This is a genomic window from Bacillus cereus group sp. N11 (assembly GCF_016483605.1).
GTDB lineage: Bacteria > Bacillota > Bacilli > Bacillales > Bacillaceae_G > Bacillus_A > Bacillus_A toyonensis.
On the sequence record NZ_JAEHBN010000005.1, the window covers coordinates 276,990 to 302,493 of the forward strand.

Consider the following 25,504-nt stretch of genomic DNA (forward strand, 5'->3'; position numbering starts at 1 on the left):
CTCTCATACATTTTTTGCAATAAAACTACATATTTCCCTGCTAACGGGAGGCACGTATTATGACATTTTGGCAATTTGCATTTAAAAATGTAACGCGCAACTCTAGAGCTTATTTTGCTTACTTTATAAGCAGTGCCTTTTCCATTGCTGTTTTCTTTTCGTTCGCTGTTTATTTGTTTCATCCGAAATTACAAAATCCCACTATGATCTCTGAAATTTCAGGATTAATGATTTTTTCAGAAGTTGTGATTGTTTTGTTCTCGTTCTTTTTTCTACTCTATTCAATCGGATCGTTTTTAAAAGTTCGTAAAAAGCAATTTGGTATTTTAACTATTTTAGGTATATCAAAAAAACAATTACATCGACTCGTTTTCACTGAAAATATGTTAATTGGTATTTTATCTATCTTTTTCGGTATGCAGTTTGGACTTGTCTTTTCGCAGTTTTTCTTATTAGTAACAGCGAAAATTACACATCTACCGGGGATATATTTATATCCCCCTACGAATGCTTTCATTTTAACAACGATTGTGTTTCTTAGTCTCTTTATCGCTGTATCTTCATTTACACCCATGCTAATTCGTACGAAAAAGACGGTAAACCTATTAAAAACGAATGGTAGGAAACAAAAGGAAAGAAAACCATCCATATTTATCTCTCTATTTGGTGCTATCTGTTTATTAGGTGGTTATATTTTAGCTGCAAACCCTAAATATTTCTTCTCAATAAACACGCAAGTAGGCGTTATCTATATGGTTTCAAGTGTTTTTGTGATTCCAGCACTTGTTACAATTGGGACATATTTTTTCTTTTCTCAAATTAGTTTCTTACTTATTTATATTTTAAAGAAAAGAAGAAAGTTTTATATGAAACGAATTAATATGCTTTGGATTTCGGATTTAGCAAGTCGTATTCGAACGAATATCAATATGCTTTTTATTGTAGCGATGCTTTCTACAATTGCTTTCACAATGATTACGTTCCTATATGGCTTCGGAAAGTTTACAAAGCTAGATGTTGCGAGAACTTCACCTTTTCCATTTTCTTATTTTTCATATGACGCCAATCCTTTTGTTAACAAGCATTTAACTTGGCTTGAACAGCAGTTACAAAAAGAAAATTTCTCTTATAAAAAGATAAAAGCTGATTTATATGAAACACCATTGAAAGAAGATGAAGGTATAACGACTTACAATGACATCTATGCAATGAAACAAAGTGACTATAATAAACTTGCAGCTTCCCTGCGAATGAAACAACTATTCATGAGTGATAACGAAGCATATGTCTTAACAGGTAGCGCTTATTTCACCTTATTCAGCCAATTTGAGCCAAGCTACAATAGAAAATCCATTACACTTTCTAGCACAAATACGATATTACAAGTAAAGGGCTATGAACAAGCAGGGGCCATTCCCTCTGACTTTTCATATCAAACTTTAATTTTACCTGACGCTGTTGTAAACAACTTACCAAGTACAACAAAGCATGTAGCAGCGTACAATTATAACGTACAAAACTGGGAAAAGACGTATGAAATTGCTGATGATTTTATGAAAAGAATACAAAGAGATCGACAAGAATTCCAATACGAAGGACCCCTTGTACGCTCCTATGAATCAGCAGGCTCATTATATAGAATCACATCAGGAAGTGCCGCATACTTCCTAATCGGGACATTCTTAGGTGTCATTTTCTTTATTGGAGCTGGTAGCGTTCTTTACTTCAGAATGTATACAGATTTAACGAACGAACAAGAAAAATATGTAGCAATTTCAAAAATTGGTGTAACAGATGCAGAGATGAAAAGATCTGCAACCATTCAACTTAGCATTTTATTTTTTGTTCCGTACGTTATGGCGTCCATTCATACAATGTTCGCGACAAAAATGCTTCAAGACGTAATTGCTTTATCACTATTCAAAGAAATTTCAGCCGTTCTTATTATTTTTGGAGTAGTTGAATTCATCTTTTTCTTATTTATTCGTTCCTTTTACATGCAAAAGTTATCAGAGTATACGAATGGTTAAGTTTTATAAATATATTAGTACAGGAAAAGGATACCTCTTATATTCTTTTCCTCTTCACTCTATTAGGAGGTTTAGGTGAATGACTTTTTGGCAGTTTGCCTTTAAAAATGTAACAAGAAACGCCAGAGCTTATTTCGCCTATTTTGTAAGCAGTGCGTTTTCCATTGCTATTTTTTTCTCATTTGCAGTTTATTTATTTCATCCTAAATTGCATATGACAGACGTGAATTATGCTCTGAACATATTAATGACAATTTCAGAAGTTGTCATTGTGTTCTTTTCATTTTTCTTTTTACTCTATTCAATTGGTACATTTTTAAAGGTTCGTAAAAAACAATTTGGGATTTTAACAGTACTTGGTATATCTCAAAAACAATTAAAGCGACTCATATTTATAGAAAATATGCTGATTGGTGTTCTTTCTATATTTTTTGGCATTCAACTTGGGCTTGTTTTTTCACAGTTCTTTTTACTAGTTACCGCCAAAATTACACATGTACCTGGCCTATATTTATATTGGCCGACAGGTGCTATCGTTTTAACTATAATCATCTTTCTTGGACTCTTCATTCTCGTATCATCTTTTACACCGATGCTAATCCGTACGAGAAAAGCTGTACGACTTTTAAAAGAAGGAACAAAACAAAAAGAAAGAAAAGCATCCGTACTCATTTCTCTATTTGGTGCGATATGTTTAATATCTGGATATGTATTAGCAGCAAATCCTCTATATTTTATGTCGCTAGGCGACATCATTGGGCTTTTATATGCCGTCTCTAGTATATTTGTCATTCCATCGCTTATTGCAGCCGGAACATATTTTTTCTTTTCACAGATTAGTTTTTTACTTATTCGTATATTAAAAACACGAAGAAAGTTTTATATGAAACGAATTAATATGCTTTGGATTTCGGATTTAGCAACGCGCATTCGAACAAATATTAATATGCTATTTATAGTAGCAATGCTATCAACGCTCGCTTTTACAATGATTACATTCTTATATGGATTCGGGAAATTTACAAAGTTTGATGCGATTAGGCAAAACCCTTTCCCGTTTACATATTTATCACATACTGAAAATACGTTAGCTGATGAACATTTAAACTGGTTAGAACAAAAATTTAATGAAGAGCACTTTACTTATACAAAATTTAAAACAGACATATATGAAGTATCTTCAGCTGAAGATAACGCGCAGCTCTATTATGCCATTAAACAAAGTGACTATAATGTACTTGCTAAGGCGTTAAATTGGGAAACTCTCTCGGTGAATAAGAATGAATCTTATATTCTTATGAAAGACTTAGACGATCAAGTTGTTGGAACAATTCATACTAAAGAAAAGAAAAATACTCTTACACTTGCTCAAAACAATTTACAACTACAAGTGAAAGAATATAAAAGTTATAACCCATTCCCAAACAGCTTAATATACCAATTGCTCATACTATCTGATGAAAATGTAGAAACATTATCCACCGTTTCAAAACAGATGAGTGTATATAACTTTAAAGTTAACGATTGGGAAGAAGCACATACTATCGGTTCAGCATTTATAACAAAAATTGATAACGACAATGCAGCTATTCAGGCAGAACATCCACCGTTTCATGCAAGTGAAGCAAGTGACTCTTTATACAACACGAAACTAAACGTTGCTTCATTTTTCTTAATCGGAACTTTTCTTGGTGTTATTTTCTTCATCGGTGCGGGCAGTGTTCTGTATTTCCGAATGTATACAGATTTAACAAATGAGCAAGAAAAGTATATAACGATTACAAAGATTGGATTAACAGCAGACGAAATGAAACAATCTGCTACAATCCAACTTGCGATTCTTTTCTTTGTCCCTTACATTATGGCATCCATCCATACGATGTTCGCGACAAAGATGCTACAAGAGATATTACATCTCTCGTTCTTCGCTGAAATTACAGTCGTACTTATGATTTTTGGAACGGTTGAAATTCTCTTTTTCCTTTTAATTCGTTCCTTTTATATGCAAAAATTATCACAACATATTAAGTTTTAAAAATAGAAAGGTGATTATTATGGAAGAAGTATTACACATAAAAAACGTCTCAAAAGTGTATGAAGGGAAAGTCCCTCATACCGCTTTAAAAAATATAAATTTACACGTGGATAAAGGTGAATTCGTCGCAATTATGGGGCCTTCTGGAAGTGGTAAATCTACGTTTTTAAACGTTATTTCTACAATTGATTCTCCTACTTCTGGAGAAGTCGTAATTAACGGCAAACAACCTCATACATTTCGTAGAGAAAAATTAGCAATTTTCCGCCGTCAAGAATTAGGATTTGTTTTCCAAAACTTTAACCTATTAGATACGTTAACGATTGGAGAAAATATCGTATTACCTTTAACGTTAGATAATGTTCCTTTAAAAGAAATGGACGAAAAGCTCGATAACATCTCAAAGAAACTTGGAATTGATCATATTTTGGACAAACGTATTTTTGAAGTTTCAGGAGGGCAAGCACAGCGTACTGCGGTAGCACGTGCTGTCATTCATCATCCGTCTCTTTTACTTGCGGATGAACCAACAGGAAACTTAGATTCAAAAGCAGCGATTGATGTAATGGAATTATTTACGAAATTAAACAAAGAAGAAGATGCAACGATTTTAATGGTTACGCATGATCCGTTTGCAGCAAGTTATTGTAACCGTGTTATTTTCATTAAAGATGGAGAGCTTTACAATGAACTGCATCGCGGATTGTATCGTGAGAAGTTTTATCAAGAAATATTAGATGTCCTAGCATTATTAGGAGGAAGACGTGGATGACATTTTGGCAATTCGCATTTAAAAATGTCTCGCGTAATTCTAAAGCATATTTCGCTTATTTTGTAAGTAGTGCTTTTTCTATTATGGTTTTCTTTTCATTTACTGTATATGCGTATCATCCGCGCTTACAAAGTGTACAAGGCTTTCAAGATCGGGATCCTCTAATGAACTTAGCTAGTACAGCACAGCTTGTGATTGTTATGTTCTCGTTTTTCTTTCTCTTATATTCAATTGGAACATTTTTAAATGTTCGGAAGCAGCAATTCGGGATACTCACTATTCTTGGTATCTCACAGAGACAATTAAAAAGATTATTATTTACCGAAAACATGATAATTGGGATATTATCTATCTTTATCGGCATACAGGGTGGTCTTGTATTTTCTAACTTTTTCTTATTAGTCACTTCGAAATTAACAAGTTCGAAAGGTCTTTATTTATATTGGCCAACAGAAGCGGTTATCGTTACAACCGTAACGTTTATCATTTTATTTTTAATCGTTTCTACGTTTACACCAATGTTTATTCGTACTCGAAAAACAACGCAGCTTATTAAGGGAGTTAACAAAAAGAAGAGCGAAAAAAAACCATCTATACTCATTTCACTATTTGCTTTAACTTGTTTAGGACTATGCTATTATATTGCCGGTTATCCGCAAGGCTACATAACGGAAAAAAATGCACAAAATGGGTCTGTATTCTTAATTATGCTATCTATTTTACCGCTCGTAGTAGTTGGGACGTATTTGTTTTTTTCACAAACATTTCTTCTCTTTATCTATATTTTAAAGAAACGAAGAAAGTTTTATTTGAAACAAATAAATATGTTATGGATTTCAGATTTAGTTTCTCGTACCCGCAGTAATATTAATGTACTCTTTATCGTTTCTATGCTATCTGCACTTGCATTTACAATTATTATCGGGTTATTTGCTGCAAACAATCATACGAAAGCATCCATACTAGAACGATATCCAATACCATTCACCTATACATCAGAAGGTGTTAATGCATTTGAACAAAAGCATATTACTACGATTGAAACTGAACTTACAAATGCTAATTTTCAATATGACAAATATAAGTTTACCGTTTTAAAAGATACAGCTTCAAAAGAATCAATTTCCATTATGAAAATGAGTGATTATAACGCAATAGCAAAGCAATTAAACAGACCAGAAATCACTCTTGATTCTACACAAGTTTATAATATTTCTCGCTATTCACCAGCGTTATTAAATCTCGTGTCTAACCCATTTGCGAAGCAGGACACGATTACACTTGGCTCTAATAAAAAAGAATTTCAAATTAAAGGTTTTATTAATAGAGGAATTGAGCCTCCCTTTGCATTACCTCACTTAATTGTGATGCAAGATGAAGTAATTGAAAATATGATTCCTCATATTGAAACAATTACAGTTTATAACTACTTCGTGGAAAATTGGGAAAACGCAATTGTCCCAACAAAAAATATATTAAAAAGCTTAGATCATGATGCAGAAACCTTGTATGAAGCACATAAGGATGAAGAAGATTTCATTAAACCATTCCATATTTATACAGCTACGGATGAACTCGTTCATAGTAAAGGAAATGCGGTTGCTCAGTTCTTTATTTGGGCATTTCTCGGCTTTATTTTCTTTATCGGTGCGGCTAGTGTTTTATACTTCCGTATGTATAACGACTTAACGAATGAAAAACAAAAATACATTACGATTACAAAGCTTGGCTTAACTGAATCAGAAATGTTTCGCTCTGCAACAATTCAATTAGGAATTTTATTTTTCGTTCCTTACATCGTTGCTGGTGTTCACACGTTATTTGCGGTTAAGTTTTTACAAAGTATGTTTTCTTTTTCATTACTAAAAGAGACATGTATCGTACTCACCTTTTTCGGGATTATCGAGATTATTTTCTTCTTCTTAATCCGTTCTCTGTACATTAATAAATTATCACAACATATTAAAACGTGAATAAAATGGCCTTGTGCAATACGCACAAGGCCATTTTCAATAGTTTTTAATTAGCAGCAATATCCACCATAGCCGCCTGCATAACCGCCGTAACCACCATAACCACAACCGCCGCCTCCGCCGAAGCAGCTAGCACCGATGATAATTAATAAAATAAACAATACGATTAGAAGCGCAAAACCGCCTCCGCACCCATGTCTGCGGTTACAATCATCATGTCTGTGTTCACACTTTTCGCTCATTACTCTATTCCTCCTTTAGTATCATTCATAACAAGTTCACCTTGCTCTAAATGAGGGGATTCCATTTATAGTATGTTTTCAGGGCGAATAGGAAGCTTGGCTTACTTAAAAACGGGCTTGTTTTGGCAATTGGGCTTCATCAAAAAAAGATACCTATTCAGGTATCTTTTAAAGAAACATATTCAACACAAGGGCAAAACCGAATGCAATAAATGATAACAATGTTTCCAGCACCGTCCACGTTTTAAACGTTTCCTTCACCGTCAAACCTAAATACTCTTTTACAAGCCAGAAGCCTGCATCATTTACGTGAGAAAACATTAGTGAACCTGCACCGGTTGCTATAACGAGCAATTCTAAATTTACACCAGACATGTGCTGAATAACTGGTGAAACAATTCCTGCTGCTGTCGTTAATGCTACTGTAGCTGATCCGGTCGCTATTCGAATTAATCCAGCTACCATGAAAGCTAAGACGATTGGGGATAACGATATATGTTCTGCCATTTGCGCAATCGCCGTTCCAACTCCACTTTCAATTAATATTTGTTTAAACCCACCACCTGCACCAATTATTAAAATAATTGAGCCTACAGGTAGTAAACTTTCATCTGTTAATTTTTTTATCATCTTTTTATTAATTCCTTGTTTGATGCCAAGTAAATAAAATGCTGCAAAACATGAAATAAGTAAAGCGATTACTGGACTTCCTATAAAGACTAAAAATTCAGTTATTTTTATTGATAAAGAAATATACGGTGCAACTACTGATAAAATCATTAACACGACTGGCAGTAAAATAATAAAAAACGAAACTTTACGACTTGGTAAATCGGTTGATACAGTCGTAACTCGAACAAGCTCCGGTTCATTTTCAGGTATAACCCTCTTATGTACCCACTTCGCAAATATCGGCCCTGCGATGATGGCTGTTGGTAACGCGATAATTAATGAATATAAAAGCACTTTTCCTAAGTTCGCATTATAAATCCCGATTGCAGTCATCGCACCTGGATGCGGAGGCACTAGCCCATGCACAATCGATAATCCAGCAATAACAGGTAACGCAATTAACAATATATTTTGCTTCGTCGTTTTTCGAATGGAAATAACAAGTGGTAATAAAATGACGATCCCCACTTCAAAAAAGACTGGAATCCCTATAACAAACCCTGCAAATAACATTGCCCAAGGTAATTTTTTTACGCCGAAAAATCGAATAAAGAAATCTGCAACTTGCATGCCTGCCCCTGAATCAGACATCATTTTCCCTAAGATAGTTCCAAGTGCCAAAATGCCAACTAAATGCCCTAGTACACTACCAACACCAGTTTCATAGGCAGCCACTATTTTCGTTAAGTTCAGTCCAGACATGATAGCTAAAAACAAACTCGCAACTGTTAAACTAATAAATGCATGCCATTTCCACCATGATACCCCTAAAATGACAATTGCGATCGCAAGTAACGTGACGATTAATAAGTATATATCCATCTCTCATTCCCCTTACTTTATAAAAAAAGAGGGAAAATCCCCTCTTTTTTATACGTCATAATTAACTACATAATGCTGCATTTCTGTATTGTAGTAGCCTTCGCTATATTCAATTACTTCGCCAACTTCATCGTAAGAATAGCGCATACGTTTTAATAACGCTGTCCCCTCTTTTTCACCTAACGATTCTGCAACGAAACTGGGCGCAAGTCCAACTGCGAATTCATCTCTGAAGTTTTCTAAATGTATACCTCGGTCTTCGACTAAATCATAAAGTGATTGTAAATCAAAGTCCGATAAGTCTGTACTTGCCATTTTCGCTGAGAAATAGTGCGTATAATGAATATATGGTGCATCATTTAACGTATATAAACGTTCAATACGAAAACTCTCTTTACCGAATAAGCGAAATGGCACTGTTCCTTCTTCATTATGAACGACTTCTGCCTTTAGCAATTTCTTTTGTACTTTATATCCTTCTTCCACTAACACTTCAGTAAATTTCTTACCCTTTGACAGTTTTGTCGCAGAAGTATTACGGATGACTTTCGTTCCTTTACCGCTCTTCTTTTCCAAATATCCTTCTTGAGCGAGTTCTTTAATCGCATTACGTACTGTAATTTTACTCACTTTGAACTCTTCCTCTAATTGTGGTTCTGAAGGAATATTCGTATGAATCGCATATACACCATGCAATATTCGATCACGAATAATATTTTTTATTTGTAAATATAATGGTCCTTTTTTTCTCGTTACGTTCACCGTTACACCCACTACCTTTCTACATCACCTACTGATGCCGTCATTGCCCGAAGTATATCCTTCTCTGATGACATTGGCGTATCACCGACGATTGTATGTGCAAGCATGCCAGCTGCTGACGCAAATGAAACAGCTTTCTCTGGTGCAAACTCTTCTATCTCGCCATGAATAATCCCGCTCGTATAAGCATCTCCAGCACCTATTCTATCATATACAGAAAACGTAAGTGTTTTTGCAAAAGTGAACGTTCTATCTTTACATATAAACCCGCGCAGTGAATGTGTATTGTCACTGCTAATAGAGCGATGAGTACCAGCAATTGTAGCAATATGATACGTTTCAGCTACCTTTGGAATAAGATCAACAAGTTGCGCCTCTCGCTCCGTTTCTTCTGTTTTCATTCCTAAAACAAACATCGCATCTTTTTCGTTCATCATAACGATATCAGCAAGTCCTAGCATTTCTTCATAATGCGGCTTTGCCTGTTCATATCCGTCTTCTCCCCAAAGTGATGGACGATAATTGCAATCAAAAACGACGGCTCCTCCGTTTTCTTTAACTGCTCTCGCTAAAGACTTCATATGATGGCGCACCGTATCATTCATCGCAAGTGTAATACCGCAAAAATGAACGATATCAATTTCCTTAGCAATTTCTTCACATTGGTACATCTCTTCAGACGCCGTATTGAAGCTACTTTCTAGTCGATTCGAATACGTAACGCGGCTTGCACGTGCACCGAATCCATTTTCTAAAAAATACATACCTACATATTTACCGCCTCTTGAAACAAGAGAAGTTTGAATCCCTAACTTTTGAATGTAAGATACAGCTGCATCTCCAACCGAATTTTCCGGTAAAGTTGAAATAAGAAGCCCTTCATGCCCTAAGTGAGAAAGTGCCGCTGCAACGTTCACACCTGTACCTGAAAATGAGTAATTTAGCGTGTTAGCTTGCGACAACAATTCATATCCAGGTACTTGCAGGCGCATCATTACTTCGCCGAACGCTGCAATTTTCTTACGCATATTGATCAACTAGCTTCTTCACGACTGCTAATAATTCACGCACATCTTCTACTTTCGTGTTACCAGTTTCTTTATCAATAATAGAAGAGTACACGTGCGGGATAACCTGCTCTACATTTGCCTCAAGCGCAATACGTACAATTGTTTCGAAGTTTTCTTTATCAATTCCGCCTGTTGGCTCTAATGCAAATCCTTCTTCCGCACAAGCTTTCGCAACTACGCGATATTCTTCTTCATGAGCTAGCCCTTTCATCGGGAAGTACTTCAATGAATTTCCGCCCATATCACGTACAAGTGCGATCGCTGTTTTAATTGGAACGATTGCTTTTTCTTCTCCAGCCGCACTAATTGGGCCAGTAGAAATATTTACGTAACCTACTTTTCCTGTTGGCGATACTAAACTATTAATCCAGCTATCTTTTTTGCCAAGATTTGCACGTGTCGCTCCGACTGAAGGGAACACTTGGTTAATATGGCTACCAGGATAATGCTTCGCAATTTCAGCCACAACTGCCGCTTGGCGATTATCTCCTGCTCCTAGTCCGATTGATACAGCGTCCTCAATTTCTTTTCCGTATGCTTTCATCGCTGTAACAGCTTCTTCTACAGTTGGATAATCTTTTGATAATACACCAACTACTACATAACCTTCTGCTGCTTCAAAAATATCTTTTGCATTTTCGATATTGTTCGCTAATACATTTAATGCTACGCGGCCTTTATAAAAACGTTTTTGAATGTTTGTCATTTTAGTTTCCCCCTACAATTTCTCTCAATTTTTCTTCAATTACATGTATGTCATCACCTTGAAGTGGACGTGGATCAATATCAAAGAACCCTTGTCTTACTCCGTAATCACGTGTATAAATTGCGATTTCCCCTTCGCGTAATGCTGTCACAACGTCTTTTGCTGATTTATTTAATTGTGTCTCGTTAATATGAATACGAGCTCTAAAGATTGCTCTTCCAGCTTCATCTTGAACGATCGTTACATTTACACCATTTAATTCTTTTAGCGGCATAAGTACTTGTAACAATTCTTTTTCTTGCTCGCTCTTATCTTCTTTTACTCCGTACTCATCAAGCGCTTGAAGTAAGCCAAATGTTGTTTCTTTCCCAACCTTCATACTTCTTCCGATGCAATGTAATTGCACTTTCAGCCACTCAATATACTTTCTTTTACCGCCCACAATACCAGAAGTAGGCCCTTCAATCGCCTTTGAACCACTATAAATGGCAAGGTCTGAATACTTCACATATTTTTGAATGTCTTCTTCAGCTGCCGCATCGACGATAAGCGGGATGTTATTTCGCTGCGCAACTTCCCATGCTTCTTCAACAGAAATCATATTTTTTTGTACTGCATGATGGGATTTCACATAAAGAATCGCCGCTGTATTTTCACCAATCGCATCTTCAATATGCTCTGCTTTCCCTTCATTTGCATAGCCAACTTCTACAAGTTTACCGCCGCCTAAGTAAATCATCGTTTCAACAGGGGCACCGTATTGAACGTTATGACCCTTTAACATAATCACTTCGTTTTTCGCGATTACTTCTTGATGAAGTCTTTCACTTTTACGGCGATTTCCTTCTGTAACGATACCAGCGATAGAAAGCGCAATTCCACTCGATGCTGAATTCACAACAACTGCTGCCTCTGACTCTAGAATTCTCGCAATATGGTCTCCTGCTTTATCTACTAAATCAGCAATTTCCACATAATTTTGTCCACCATGTTTCATTGCATCCATAACTGTATTTGCCGGAGCGGATACACCTAAAATACTCATTCTACCGCTCGCATTAATCACTCTTTTTAATCCATACTTAGCATTCAATGAATGACCCATTGATTACAACCCCTTTCGTATCAATCCTTCTTTCAGCAATGCGCTGATCCCCTTCTGAATCAATTAACGTAACCTTCTCATCTTTCACCGTAAATAAAGTTAAATTTGCAATATCGCCTTCTTGAATGCGACCAAGCTCAGGTTTCTTAAGCCACTCTGCTGCATGTTTCGTAACCGCATCAATCACTTCTTCTAGCGGATAACCTAAGTACAGGAATTTCGAAAGAACGTGAGCCATACTATACACTGGACCGTGCACGCGATTCTTCCGGTAAATATCTGTACTAATTGTATTAAGCGCAATACCGTAACGCTTCGCCGCTTCTGCTACTTTAAAAGAAAAACTAGCATTACCATGACCAACATCTAAATGTACGCCGCGATTCACTGCATCTAGTAACACAGGTAGCGGTTTGCCTTCTTCATCAAATAAATTATTTTCTTTCCCGTTTAAATAATGTGTAATGACATCATCTTTTTCTAAAAGAGGTACAACTTCCTCAATGCGAGGAGGCGCTGAACCGATATGTACCATAATTGACAATGATGTTTCACGGGATAAATCACGCGCTATATGAAGTGGTTCAATTCCACTATCACAAACGACACTTTTACTCATTCTCGCCTTTAACCCAACGATTACATCTTTATACTTTTCTACTGCTTCTATTACTTTCTCTTTATCTATCCATTCCATATTGGATAATTCATCAATTCGTTTTAAACCGATGCGAGAAATATTTAAAAAGGCAAATAAATTCGTTTTTGCCTGCTCTCTACTTTTTACTAAATCTGCAATGCGATCAGCTCCGCAGCTACCTGCATCAACAATTGTCGTTACCCCTTGCTTAACGCCAATTTCATCCACCTCATCGCCATACGGATCAAACTCTGGAAAAGCGTGAACGTGCAAATCAATCCAGCCACTTGATACGTAAGTACCAGAGTAATCAAGAACCTTTCCACCTTCGCCAGCACCAGCTTTCGTCACCTGTGCGATTTTATTATCTTCAATTACAATGTCAATCTCTTCCCCGTTCACACGTTTCACATTACGTAGTACGAATCGTTCTGTCATTGTACTTCCACCCTTTTCTATAAGAAGCCATAAGAATACGCTTACATTAAAATTTCATTTTTCTTTATCTCTTTCACACGTTTAGCGTAACACAAAAAAAAGGAGAAGTAAATATAACGTTATAATGTTTAAAAATAAAATAAAAGATACTCCTCAAAATGCGATAGTACAGGAAATTATATCAACGATTTTTCGAATATATCTATCATAACTCAAAATATATCAACGATTCGACAAGGAATATCGATTTACCGACAAAAAACGCCAATCCCTTTCTTATATACGAAAAGGCTGCTCCAAAACGGAACAACCTCTTTATCTATTCCTGAACCGTCACAATAACCCCATCCATATTGTTCCCCGAAATTTCATACTGCTTATTTACTGGGACATTTACGTTCATATTCTCTGAAACTTTATAATAAGAAACCGTATATTTCTTGCCTTCCACCTCAGTTGAAATTTCTTTTTCCTCTTTTAAGAACTCTAAATATTCCTCTAGCGTAAAATTCTTTTTTTGCATAATTGCGCTATGAGGTAAACCGACGTAACGTATATGCCATGGCTCATATTGAATGCCTGTAATGTTACTTTTATTTTTCGGGTAGCGTAATACAAAGCCATGCTTCCATACGTTCTCTTCCACCCACTTACCTTCAGGAGCCCTCTCCATTTTTTTTTGAGTAGACCCAACATCGAGTGATAATCCTAAATTATGCTCACTGTATCCTGCTGGGAGTGCATAATCTGATCCCATTTCTTTATATAATTTACTTTGTTCTTGAAAATCTCGGTACCCGCTACTCATTAGGAAATGCTGTACTCCATCTTTTCCAGCCGCATCGACAACGTTCAAAAACTTTTTTACAACACCCTTTGATAAGCGAAGGTTTCTATCAAATATTACATAACCTCTTACTAATTCACTATTATGATTTACATTTATAATATCAGACCTAATACTATCTTTTTTTACTGGGTAATCTTTATTAACTAATAGTAGATCCCCTTTATAAATTTGTTCTTTTGTAACCTCTACCTTTTCCATACTTGCAGTCTTTACTGCACTATTTTCCCCGCCGATTTTCACATCAATTTCCTTTTGAAATAACGGTGATATGTAAACGCCTACACAGATTGTGCATGCTAAAAAAAAAGAAATAAATACCCACTTTTTCATTTCTAGTTCCTCCTTAACGTAACTTACGTATAGAATAGAAAAAACTATTAAAATAAAAAGTGGGGTAAAGTTTAAATTTTTATTAAATTGTTACGTTCTCGTCTTTTGGCAATCTCACTTCAAATACCGTTTTAACTATATTGCTTTCAGCAGAAATCGTACCGTTATGCTGCTCGACAATATTTTTTGCAATAAATAGTCCAAGGCCTGTCCCGCCACGGTTCTCGGTTCTCGCTTTATCACCTGTATAAAACATATCAAATAGATACGGTAAATCTTCTTCTGGAATGCTATCTCCGTAATTCATAACTTGCACGACAACTTCTCCATTATCGACATACCCATTCATATCAACAAATTGTCCATCATATCCGTATCGAACAGCATTTGTTAACAAGTTTTCAAATACTCTAGCTAACAATTTTCCATCACCGTGCATCGGTAAATGAGCATCAACATGCAATCTAGCTTCTAAATGATGTTTCTCTAATAACGGATATAATTCCTCTTCTAACTGTATAAGCAACTCACTTATATCAATAGGCTTTTTATCCAGCTTTAGCATGCCATAATTCATACGTGTAATTTCAAATAGCTCATCAATTAAACTTTCCAGCCTTTGTGATTTCGTATATGCAATCGTGGAAAAATGTTTAATTTGTTCCTTCGTCAAATTCTCATCTTTAAGAATTAAATCTAAATATCCTAACACGGATGTTAATGGCGTTCTTAAATCATGAGCTAAATTCACAACGAGCTGATCTTTACTACTTTCAGCAAAGTCGCCTCTTTCCACAGCTTCTTTTAACTTTTCACTCGCAACATTTATTTCGCGCGCGATATTTCCAAACTCATCATTTGATGAAACTTGAACTTTATTTGTAAAGTTACCGTTCGCAAGATGATGAATCCCATTAGAAATTTCATCAAAGTATTTTAAATACGGTTTTGTCAAAAAGAAGAAAAAGATAATAGATAACGGAATAAAGAAAATTAAAAAGAAGTTAATGTCCCCAAATTCCCTTACCATTGATCGAAATTGCGCTAAAGGCTCTTCGTAGCGAACCATCTTTTTATAATACAGCTGCAATCCTTTATAAATTATATAAGTTACAGTTGCTGCAAGCACCATACTTAACGCAAATAAGGCAATCATTTTAAAACGAAAGCTTTTCATCATGTTAGCCATTGAAAGTATAACCTACCCCCCACACTGTTTTTATTAACTTATCCTTTCTTTTATCTTCCCCAAGCTTTTTCCGTAACGTACGAATATGTACCATAACTGTATTTCCACCTTCATAATAATCATCTGCCCATACTTGCTGAAAAATATTTTCCACATTGTACACTTTCTTCGGATGACTCGCTAATAAATATAAAATGTCAAATTCTTTCGGTGTTAACTCAATTTGCTCTCCATATACATTTACCGTTCGGCGCTCAGGATCAATAATGACTCCGCCAATCTCTAAAGCAGACTTACTTTCCGCTACTTTCGGTTGATTTAACGTAAAAAACCTACGCAGTTGTGCATTTACACGTGCAACTAGTTCTATTGGTGTGAAAGGCTTCGTCATATAATCATCCGCACCTAGTACAAGACCAGTCACCTTATCGAAGTCAGATGTTTTCGCGCTTAAGAAAATAATCGGCATATGATATTTGGCGCGAATCTGTCTCGTCACTTCATATCCATCCATTTTCGGCATCATAATATCTAAAACCACTAAGTCAATTGGCTGCGTTTTAATAATATGCACCGCTTCTTCTCCATCGGCTGCTTTCACAACATGATACCCTTCTTTTTTTAAATGTATCTCAATTAAATCAGCAATTTCTGCCTCATCATCAGCTATCAAAATTGAAATGCGCTTCATCTTACTCCCCCTTTATACGCTCGATTTTAAACTAGTCTATCCAATTTGTACAATACAAAAAAGGCTACCAGTTTGAGTAGCCTTAGTAAATGAAATTATATCGACCATAACTTGAATTATATCGGCGATTTTCCAATTATATCGACCGTAACTCGAATTATATCAGCGATTATTGAAATATATCGACTTACCGACAATTAACGACAAAACCCTCTCGCTATTTGCGGACAGCCTAACGAAACTTCCATTTACCGCTCAAACACAATCCGCTGCTTCGTGATTTCATCCAGTCTCTTGCGGTCTACTTCATACTCAGCTTCAACACTTTGCGGTACAATCACTTTCCCGCCCTTAAGCATCACTTCCGGCGAAATAATATCCTGCTCCCAATGTCTACTAGAAGCGGATATATCACCAGGAATCGTAAAGTTCGGCAATGAAGCAAGCGCGACGTTTTGTGCTCGTGATATGCCCATCTCTACCATACCGCCGCACCAAACTGGTATGTTATGCTCCATACAATAATTATGGATTTGAATAGATTCTGTTAATCCGCCCACTCGTCCTGGTTTAATGTTAACAATTTGGCAACTGCCAAGTGTAATCGCAACGCGCGCATCTTCTAAACTATGGATGCTTTCATCTAAACAAATCGGCGTTTCAATTTTCTTTTGCAGCTGTGCATGATCAAGAAAATCGTAATCCGCTAGCGGTTGTTCAATCATCAGCAATTGAAATTCATCTAGTCGTTTCAGCCTCTCCGTATCCGCTAATGTATAGGCTGAATTTGCATCAGCCATTAACGGGATATTCGGAAACTCTTTACGAATTTCTTTCAATAATTCGTAATCATGCTCTGGCTTTATTTTCACTTTAAAACGCTCGTATCCTTCTTCCGCGTACTTCTCGATTTGTTTTAGCATAACCGGAATCGTATTGATCCCGATTACAACGCCGACCTCAATTTCAGACTTCTTTCCGCCAAGCAATGTCGCTAGCGGTTTCTTTTGACGCGTCGCATATAAATCCCAAACAGCCCCTTCTATTCCGGCCTTTGCCATTCGGTTTCTCTTTATATGCTGGAACAAACTCGGCACTTCATTCGGATGAGAAATTTCAGTTTCCAATAAATCCAGTATTAAAAAATCCTGAAGTACATGCAGTGCTGTCTTCACCGTTTCTTCCGTATACCACGGTTCAGAAAAAGCAACGACTTCACCAAAACCAACGTATCCATCTTTATCTTCTAATTCAACGACGATACTCTCACGCCTTTCGTAAGTTCCGTAGCTTGCAGCAAACGGGATTACGAGTGGCATTTCCGTTATATAAAGTGTCGCTTTTTTTATCTCCACCTACATCTCCTCCACTAATTGTCTTAACTCTCGTCTTAACAATTTTTTCGAAGCGTTTCGTGGTAATTCCTCTAAGAAACACACTTTCTTCGGCACTTTATATTTCGCTAATTTCTCCTCGCAAAAATGAAGAATTTCTTCTTCTGTTACCTCTCCGCTTTTTACAACAAAAGCAGCTGGCACTTGTCCCCAACTTTCGTCAGCCATACCGACAACACCGGCTTCTGCTACTGCTGGATGAGATAGTAACACTTCTTCAATTTGAGCTGGATATATATTTTCTCCCCCAGAAATAATTAAATCACTGCGGCGGTCTAATACGTATAAAAATCCTTCTTCATCTAAATAACCGAGGTCACCAGTATAAAGCCAGCCATTTTGAATTGTTTCACGCGTCGCATCTTCACGGTTAAAATAGCCACCTGTTACGTTCGGTCCTTTTACAACAATTTCTCCTTCAGCATGTGGAGGCACTACTACGCCATCTTTTTCAATACGAAGCTGACATTGGAATAGTGGTTTTCCAGCTGATCCTACTTTCGTTAACATGTAATCTGCTGATAACGTACAAATTTGCGAAGACGTTTCTGTCATACCGTACGTTTGATACACAGGAATTCCTTTTTCTACACACGTTTCTAATAACGGTTTCGGCGCTGGCCCTCCACCTAGTAACATGCATCGTAAAGAAGAGGGATATGTCTCTTCTCCAAGTCGCTCTAAAAGATCTGTTAACATTTTAGAAACGACAGAAATAATCGTAACGCCTCTCGTTTGAAGTGCTTCATGAATAAAATTAGCATCATATTTCGGAACGAGTAAAATGCGCATACCGTACATAATATTTTTCATTAACAGGGATAGCCCGCCAACGTGGAACATCGGCATACAAGCTAACCAGCAATCATCATCACGAAGCCCTAAATTAAGCGAAGAACCGACTGCGCTTGCCCAATGATTACCGTACGTTAAAATAACGCCTTTCGGCTTCCCTGTCGTCCCAGACGTATAAATAATTGTCATCGCTTCTTCTAAAGAGAATTCTTCCTGTATAGATGCTTCCGCCTTCGATCCATTCATCACTTCAGCGAATGAATATACAGGAACATCTGTAGTCTCAAAATCTTGATCCGTCACTAAACAAACAACTTCAGCATCATCCATTTGCCAAAGTAGCTCTTCTCTTGAAAGACGCGTATTTAAAAGCACAGCTACTGCACCTACGTAAGATAGGGCGTGAATAACTGTAATCATCTCCATACCATTTTTCATCAGAACAGCCACCTTTTGTCCACGCTTCACTCCAACATGCGTGAGACGTTCACAAACAGATACTACTTTTTCATGCAGCTGCATAAAAGTAACCTTTTCATCCTCTATTTCAATTGCAGTGCGATCTGGTGTTAAAAATGCACGTTGCTTTAACCAATTTGGCATAGTTTCCATCATACATTCTCCTTTCCTGAAAGAAAGAGACTTGATATGACATCAAGTCTCTTAGTTGTTTTGTTTCCGGTTGATTCCATCTAGCTACAGCGGCTAGAACAGTCGGTCGTTTCACGCCTTCCTACGAGGCAAAAAGCGCCTCTACGTCAGGAGCTCCATCCCCCTCACATTCTAAGCGAGCCGCTTTCGCTTTTGATCACATCTAGCTGCGCCTCCTAGCCCCTTCCGTCTAAGAACCTTCCGCACGAGAAAGTAAAAAACACTTTCTGTGCGAAAGAACCTTAGCCTACGAGGCTAAACAGTCGGCTCCGCTTTTGGTTTGATCACGGGAAACGAGGGAATTGACCGAAGTCCGGACTGCGTTTTTCTTTGAATGCGTCGCGACCTTCTTTTGCTTCGTCAGTTGTGTAGTACAATAACGTTGCATCTCCAGCTAGTTGTTGAATACCAGCTAGACCGTCTGTGTCTGCGTTGAATGCAGCTTTTAGGAAACGAAGTGCCATTGGGCTGTTTGCTAAAATTTCTTGTGCCCATTGTACTGTTTCTGCTTCAAGCTCTTCTAATGGTACTACTGTGTTTACTAAGCCCATATCAAGTGCTTCCTCAGCACTATATTGACGGCATAAGTACCAAATTTCGCGAGCTTTCTTGTGGCCTACCATACGAGCTAAATAACCAGCTCCGTATCCACCGTCAAAGCTTCCTACTTTAGGACCTGTTTGTCCGAATACAGCGTTGTCTGCAGCGATTGTTAAGTCACATACGATATGAAGTACGTGTCCACCACCGATTGCATAACCTGCTACCATTGCGATAACTGGTTTAGGAATTGCGCGAATTAGACGTTGTAAGTCTAATACGTTTAGACGTGGGATTTGGTCGTCACCTACATATCCACCATGACCGCGAACTTTTTGGTCGCCGCCAGAACAGAATGCACGTCCACCTTCACCTGTTAAAATGATAACGCCAACATTTGCATCATCACGAGCGTGTGCAAAAGCGTTGATTAACTCCATTACCGTTTTAGGACGGAATGCGTTATGTACTTCAGGGCGGTTAATCGAAATCTTTGCGATACCATTGTATGTTGAATAAATAATATCTTCGTAATTGCCTTCTTTTACCCATTCAATAGCCATTACAACTACCTCCTTGTATATTTCTGATCTCCTCTATAAGTGTAACTTCATTCTTAACTGAAAAAAGCATCACTGCATAGTTTTTAGAAATCCCTTTACTATTGTATCAAACTTTTCCGGTTGTTCCACATGAATTGCATGGCCAGCACCATCAATTTTGACAAATTTCGCGTCAGAGACGCATTTTTCGATATTTTTTAATATGCGAAAGAACTTTTCATCATGCTCACCGTTCATTAAAAGAACAGGCATTTTTAAGTTATGTAGCTCATTCCACCATGAAGGCTGAGCCCCTGTTCCCATACCTCGCAAGCAATTTGCGAGCCCTTTTGGATTGTTAGCAAGCCTTTCTTTTCGCACTGCTTCTTGTACCTTTTCTGCTAAACGTTTTTGCGTTTCGAACAGCGGAATATTTTCCCACATCGATATAAAGCTTCGGATGCCTTCTCGCTCAATTTTATGAGCAAGTCGCTCATCTTTTTCACGACGTTCTTTTCTAGCCTCTTCACTTTCAAGCCCAGCTGTACAATTTTCTAATAAAAGAGAACGTACATATTCTGGATATAGGCATGCCATCGTAATCGCCAGCCTACCGCCCATTGAATAGCCGAGTATGTGCGCTTTTTCAATATGAAGGTAATCTAGCAGCTCTTTCATTTGTAATGCCGCATTTCGAATATCATAATGCGTCACAGCTTCAGGACTTTCCGTTTTTCCGTGCCCAACAATGTCTACTAAAATGACTTGAAATTTCTCGCTCCAAGAAGGAACGAAAAAACGCCACGTTTCCATGCTTCCCGTAAAACCATGAAGAAGTAGAAGTGGTTCACCGCTTCCGACTACTTCATATTCATACGATACACCTTGCAGCGTTACTTTCATCGTGATTCACCTTGTAAAGATGTAGTAATCACGTCCATCGTTTTTGCCCATAATGTACGGTGCAATGTTAAGTTCTCATCACGATTCGTACAAATTTCCACAACGTGTAAACCTTCCGCCCTCGTTCCCTTTTGTACCTCTTCTCGGAATTGCTCCCAACCATTTACACGGCTAAATGAACCACCGTACATTTTAACAACGTGTTCATAATCAAGCCCAATCGGTGTTCCAAATAATGATTCAAAATGTTCCTTTTTCTCATACTGTGGTAAGAATGAGAAAATACCCCCGCCATCATTATTTACAACGACAATCGTTATATTTAATTCATGTAATTTTGCGGCTAATAAACCGTTTAAATCGTGATAAAATGATAAATCACCAATCACTAATACGAGCGGATCACAAATAACGCTCGCGCCTAAAGCTGTTGAAATGATTCCATCGATACCATTTACACCGCGATTTGCCATCACCTGAATGTTTTTATCTGATGTGAAGAAGAATGAATCTGTATCACGAATTGGCATACTATTACTCGCAAATAACGTTGCCCCATCTGGTAATACGCGTACGATATCTGTAATGACTTTTCCTTCAAATGCAGTTTCATATGTTTCCATTTCACGAAGCGTTTCCTTCGTTTTTTCGTTTATATGTTGCCACATTCGGGACCAATCATTCTTTTTCATAACTGGCATTTTTTCTATTAATGCACTGCAAAATGCAATATCATTTGCCTGTACAACTTCTGTCGCAACAAGAGCTGGATCTCTCCATTGTCCAGATTCGTCAACAACGATATGAACAGCTTTCGTCTGTTTTTTAATGAACTGCGTTAATGCTTTCGAAACAGGCATACCACCAAAGCGAATCATCACTTCTGGCTTCCACGTTTCTTTTAACAATTCATTTCGTAAAAATGTATCGTAACAGTCAATTACCATCGTTTTATCGTGATGTCCGCTACGAATGTTAGAAAGTGGATCCGCTAATATTGGATATCCTGTTTTTTCAGCTAATTGTGCTGCAAACGCTGCGATTTCTGAATGACTATCATCTCCACAAATAATAAGCCCCTTTTCCATATGTGAAAGGCGCCCTACAAGAGAATCTACATATTCACTCGGCATCACCGCGTTCCCTTGCTGAACTACTCCTGTATATTCCCCGCGTCCTTTATCCCATAAACTTTCTAATGAAAAGTCCGGGATAAGCGGTTCACGCACTGGAAAATTAAGATGAACAGGTCCTTGCGGCGTTAAAAGTGCGCTTGCTATCATGCGCTGCGTCGTCATGCGAGCATAATGATACATCGCTTCACTCGCTTCTGGAATTGCCATCTCTGTAAATTGCTTCACAAACGTACCGTATAAATTAATTTGATTCATCGCTTGTGGCGCACCGACATCTCTTAATTCATGCGGTCTATCTGCCGTTAAGACGATAAGCGGCACTCGTGAATGAAAAGCTTCACATACAGCTGGGTAATAGTTCGCTGCTGCCGTTCCTGACGTACATAATAATGCAACAGGACGTTTTTTTGCTTTTGCGATACCAAGCGCAAAAAATCCTGCTGATCTTTCATCTACGTGTAAATATGTGTTCATTCCTTCATGTTGTTCCATTAGTAAAGCAATCGGCGTTGACCGTGAGCCTGGACTAATGACAACATCACATACATTTAGACGCGTCAGTTCATCCACGAACGCGCCTAAATAATATGATAATGCTTCTATATGATTGTTCATTTCATTAATTCCTCCAAAGCACCAAGCATCGGTCTAAACTTCAAACTTGTTTCTTCATATTCAAGTTGCGGTACAGAATCAATTACAATCCCACAACCGGCAAATAAGGATGCTTTCTCGCCATTTAATAATCCGCAGCGAAGCGCAACCGCAAATTCACCATTTCCTTCATCATCTATCCACCCAATCGGTGCACCGTACAGTCCTCTGTCTAACAATTCCACATCACGAATGAGCTTCATCGCTTCCAAACGAGGTGTCCCGCCAAGAGCTGGTGTTGGATGTAATTCTTCTACCATTGTTAAAAGACTCACATCACCTTTTGCTTCTACAGGCGTATATAAATGAATTAAGTTTTTCGTTGTTAATAAACCCGGACTTTCCGGAATATTAACGACGTTGCAATGCTCATTTAATACACCGCGAATCATGTTCACTACATAACCATGTTCAGCTAAATTCTTTTCATCATGAAGAAGCGCATTACCATTTTGTTTACTTTCTTCTATAGAATGACCATGACCGATTGAACCAGCAAGACACATCGACGTAAACTTCTCATCTTCTTTGCGAATTAATCTCTCTGGCGTCGCTCCTAGGAAACATGCTCCTTTATAATCAAAAGAAAATACGTAACAATCCGGTTGCCCAATGCGAAGCGCTTCTAAAACAAGAGCAGAATCAATAGAATGATTCACCTCTACTTTTAACTCCCTCGCTAATACAACCTTCTGCACGTTACCCTGCTTCATCTCATCTTGCACTTTCTCAATTGCTTTCATCCAGCCTTTCGGATCAACTTCTACTTTAGAAGTAACAATTAATTTCGATCCTTCTAGCGCACATTTACTCTCCCCAAAAATTTTCTCTTCTAAAGAAATCATTTCGTTATAAAGAGTTTCTGCACAATCTGTTTCTGAAACAAATGTATTCATCGTTAACCACGCTTTTTCATTTTTTACAGTTAATAAAAATGCGGGTAGTGAAAATGTTGTATCTTTAAATTCTTTCCATAGGTCTGTTTTCTCTTTTTCTGGATCAAATGAAAACCCACCAAATAAAAGAGGACCTGTTCCAAATTCATATTCATCTCTTTGCACAAATGCATTCTCTTTTACTTTCTCCCACTCATCACGAGCAGTTTGAAAGCGCTTATGAGAAGAATTTGCTATAGTGAAAACAGAGCCAATTCCTGCAAATATTACATGCTGAGCTGGGTCTGCAAAATAACATCTATTTTCGAATGAAGTCCTTTTTCCTGCTGCATAAAACAGAAGTGGATCCACCCAGTCTATTTGTTTGACAAAACTAACTAATGTTTTTTCATTCTTTACACGCTTAATGGCCGCACTAAGAACTTCTTGCAAGCCTTTTTGTTTCGTTTGAATCACAATTGTCTCCCCCCTATGGGCGAAAAATAGTCATAATTACGCTTGATTTTAAGATACACCTCAAACGAAAGGCCTGTCAACGTTTAGCATTTCTGAGAAATTCACCTTCTCTTCCTAGAAAATAAACGTTGACACTAAATGATGCTTTTTCTACACTTAATTGTGTACAATATGTGACCTAAGGAGGATTCAACATGGAAATGAACGTCGAAACGAATTCCTCTCCTACGGCGCCAAAGCCAAGTAAACAAACAGGCTGGCGCATTTGGTGGAGTTTACTACGCCCCCATACATTAACAGCAGCTTTCGTTCCTGTTTTCATCGGAACAGCATATGCGATGCAGGTCGGAGGTATAAATCAAATACATCTCCCTCTTTTCCTTATGATGCTTCTTGCTTGTCTTCTCATTCAAGCAGCAACAAACATGTTTAATGAATACTTTGATTATAAAAGAGGACTCGATCACGAAGGTTCAGTCGGTATCGGCGGCGCTATCGTTCGCGATGGCATTCAGCCAAAAACAGTGCTTAACTTAGCATTTGGATTTTTTGGCATCGCAATGCTATTAGGCGTTTATATTTGTATGAATTCTAGCTGGTGGCTTGCTGCAATCGGTCTTGTTTGTATGGCCGTTGCTTACCTTTATACAGGCGGCCCACTTCCAATTGCCTACACACCATTTGGAGAGTTAACAGCAGGATTATTTATGGGTGTCATTATTATCGGGATTTCATTCTTTATTCAAACTGGAACTGTAACATCAGAAGTCATTTTACTATCTATTCCAAGCTCCATTTTAATTGGTGCCATTTTACTAGCTAATAACATCCGTGACTTAGATGGCGATAAAGAAAACGGTCGTAAAACGTTAGCAATTCTCGTTGGACGTGAAAGAGCCGTTGGTGTACTTGCTTCTATGTTCATCGTTTCCTACATTTGGACAATTGCTTTAATTATCGTGGGCATCGTATCACCATGGATGCTGATCGTATTTTTAAGTGCACCGAAAGCATTTAAAGCGACGAAAGGTTTTATCGGCAAAAGCATTCCAATGGAAATGGTACCTGCGATGATTTCAACAGCAAAAACAAATACAATCTTCGGTCTCCTCATGGGAATCGGATTATTACTTGGATATTTCCTTTAAAAGGAGCTGCTTATGCTGCTCTTTTTTATATACCGATTTCAGAGCTGAAATTCATCTCATAA

21 protein-coding genes are annotated in these 25,504 nt (G+C 37.6%); 5 read left to right on the forward strand and 16 right to left on the reverse strand.

Annotated features, from left to right (window positions below; all coding sequences use genetic code 11):
- Positions 1-59 precede the first annotated feature (59 nt).
- The 4 genes from JDS98_RS11020 (at position 60) to JDS98_RS11035 (ending at position 6,810) form a co-directional block, all read left to right on the forward strand.
- Positions 60-2,030 carry an FtsX-like permease family protein gene (locus JDS98_RS11020; RefSeq protein WP_199633887.1) on the forward strand — a complete coding sequence of 657 codons (1,971 nt, stop codon included), beginning with the start codon at positions 60-62 and terminating at the stop codon, positions 2,028-2,030.
- Positions 2,031-2,109: 79 nt separating this feature from the next.
- Positions 2,110-4,065, forward strand: coding sequence for an FtsX-like permease family protein (locus JDS98_RS11025; RefSeq protein WP_000144986.1), 1,956 nt, complete (start codon positions 2,110-2,112; stop codon positions 4,063-4,065).
- A 19-nt stretch (positions 4,066-4,084) separates the two neighbouring features.
- A complete protein-coding gene (locus JDS98_RS11030; RefSeq protein WP_000393256.1) occupies positions 4,085-4,837 on the forward strand; it encodes an ABC transporter ATP-binding protein in 753 nt (250 codons plus the stop codon).
- A complete protein-coding gene (locus JDS98_RS11035; RefSeq protein ID WP_000144930.1) occupies positions 4,834-6,810 on the forward strand; it encodes an FtsX-like permease family protein in 1,977 nt (658 codons plus the stop codon). Before JDS98_RS11030 ends, JDS98_RS11035 begins: the two co-directional genes overlap by 4 nt.
- A 50-nt stretch (positions 6,811-6,860) precedes the next feature.
- On the opposite strand, the gene JDS98_RS11040 is transcribed toward JDS98_RS11035, so the two are convergent.
- From JDS98_RS11040 to JDS98_RS11115, 16 genes are all read right to left on the reverse strand, one after another.
- Positions 6,861-7,052: a YjcZ family sporulation protein gene (locus tag JDS98_RS11040; RefSeq protein ID WP_001290392.1), complete on the reverse strand. Its 192-nt coding sequence runs from the start codon at positions 7,050-7,052 to the stop codon at positions 6,861-6,863.
- 168 nt (positions 7,053-7,220) lie between these two features.
- Entirely contained in the window at positions 7,221-8,546 is a 1,326-nt protein-coding gene (gene gntP, locus JDS98_RS11045) for a gluconate permease GntP (RefSeq protein WP_000356144.1), read from the reverse strand.
- A 48-nt stretch (positions 8,547-8,594) separates the two neighbouring features.
- Positions 8,595-9,320, reverse strand: coding sequence for a GntR family transcriptional regulator (locus tag JDS98_RS11050; RefSeq protein WP_000539290.1), 726 nt, complete (start codon positions 9,318-9,320; stop codon positions 8,595-8,597).
- Entirely contained in the window at positions 9,320-10,336 is a 1,017-nt protein-coding gene (locus tag JDS98_RS11055; protein ID WP_097957374.1) for a sugar kinase, read from the reverse strand. The genes JDS98_RS11050 and JDS98_RS11055 overlap by 1 nt, the downstream gene beginning before the upstream one ends.
- Positions 10,329-11,084, reverse strand: coding sequence for a 2-dehydro-3-deoxy-phosphogluconate aldolase (dagF, locus tag JDS98_RS11060; protein ID WP_000181928.1), 756 nt, complete (start codon positions 11,082-11,084; stop codon positions 10,329-10,331). Before dagF ends, JDS98_RS11055 begins: the two co-directional genes overlap by 8 nt.
- A 1-nt stretch (position 11,085) precedes the next feature.
- A complete protein-coding gene (locus JDS98_RS11065; protein ID WP_000510082.1) occupies positions 11,086-12,189 on the reverse strand; it encodes a DgaE family pyridoxal phosphate-dependent ammonia lyase in 1,104 nt (367 codons plus the stop codon).
- Positions 12,167-13,267 (reverse strand): amidohydrolase/deacetylase family metallohydrolase, encoded by a 1,101-nt coding sequence (locus tag JDS98_RS11070; protein ID WP_098911452.1) that lies wholly within the window; start codon positions 13,265-13,267, stop codon positions 12,167-12,169. Before JDS98_RS11070 ends, JDS98_RS11065 begins: the two co-directional genes overlap by 23 nt.
- Before the next feature lie 319 nt (positions 13,268-13,586).
- Positions 13,587-14,447 (reverse strand): M15 family metallopeptidase, encoded by an 861-nt coding sequence (locus JDS98_RS11075; RefSeq protein ID WP_199633888.1) that lies wholly within the window; start codon positions 14,445-14,447, stop codon positions 13,587-13,589.
- An 82-nt stretch (positions 14,448-14,529) separates the two neighbouring features.
- Positions 14,530-15,636 carry a sensor histidine kinase gene (locus JDS98_RS11080; RefSeq protein ID WP_199633889.1) on the reverse strand — a complete coding sequence of 369 codons (1,107 nt, stop codon included), beginning with the start codon at positions 15,634-15,636 and terminating at the stop codon, positions 14,530-14,532.
- Positions 15,629-16,327: a response regulator transcription factor gene (locus JDS98_RS11085; protein ID WP_000822514.1), complete on the reverse strand. Its 699-nt coding sequence runs from the start codon at positions 16,325-16,327 to the stop codon at positions 15,629-15,631. Before JDS98_RS11085 ends, JDS98_RS11080 begins: the two co-directional genes overlap by 8 nt.
- A gap of 248 nt (positions 16,328-16,575) precedes the next feature.
- Positions 16,576-17,682 carry an o-succinylbenzoate synthase gene (menC, locus tag JDS98_RS11090; protein ID WP_199633890.1) on the reverse strand — a complete coding sequence of 369 codons (1,107 nt, stop codon included), beginning with the start codon at positions 17,680-17,682 and terminating at the stop codon, positions 16,576-16,578.
- Positions 17,683-19,128 carry an o-succinylbenzoate--CoA ligase gene (locus JDS98_RS11095; protein ID WP_142345857.1) on the reverse strand — a complete coding sequence of 482 codons (1,446 nt, stop codon included), beginning with the start codon at positions 19,126-19,128 and terminating at the stop codon, positions 17,683-17,685. It abuts the gene before it with no gap.
- A gap of 323 nt (positions 19,129-19,451) precedes the next feature.
- Entirely contained in the window at positions 19,452-20,270 is an 819-nt protein-coding gene (menB, locus tag JDS98_RS11100) for a 1,4-dihydroxy-2-naphthoyl-CoA synthase (RefSeq protein WP_098911454.1), read from the reverse strand.
- A 69-nt stretch (positions 20,271-20,339) separates the two neighbouring features.
- Positions 20,340-21,152, reverse strand: a complete 813-nt coding sequence (menH, locus tag JDS98_RS11105; protein WP_199633891.1) for a 2-succinyl-6-hydroxy-2,4-cyclohexadiene-1-carboxylate synthase — start codon at positions 21,150-21,152, stop codon at positions 20,340-20,342.
- Entirely contained in the window at positions 21,149-22,903 is a 1,755-nt protein-coding gene (gene menD, locus JDS98_RS11110; RefSeq protein ID WP_199633892.1) for a 2-succinyl-5-enolpyruvyl-6-hydroxy-3-cyclohexene-1-carboxylic-acid synthase, read from the reverse strand. The genes menH and menD overlap by 4 nt, the downstream gene beginning before the upstream one ends.
- Complete coding sequence (locus JDS98_RS11115; RefSeq protein WP_000616758.1) at positions 22,900-24,294, reverse strand: isochorismate synthase; 1,395 nt, start codon at positions 24,292-24,294, stop codon at positions 22,900-22,902. The genes menD and JDS98_RS11115 overlap by 4 nt, the downstream gene beginning before the upstream one ends.
- A gap of 194 nt (positions 24,295-24,488) precedes the next feature.
- On the opposite strand from JDS98_RS11115, the gene JDS98_RS11120 reads away from it, so the two are divergent.
- Entirely contained in the window at positions 24,489-25,442 is a 954-nt protein-coding gene (locus JDS98_RS11120; protein ID WP_000425759.1) for a 1,4-dihydroxy-2-naphthoate polyprenyltransferase, read from the forward strand.
- Positions 25,443-25,504 lie beyond the last annotated feature (62 nt).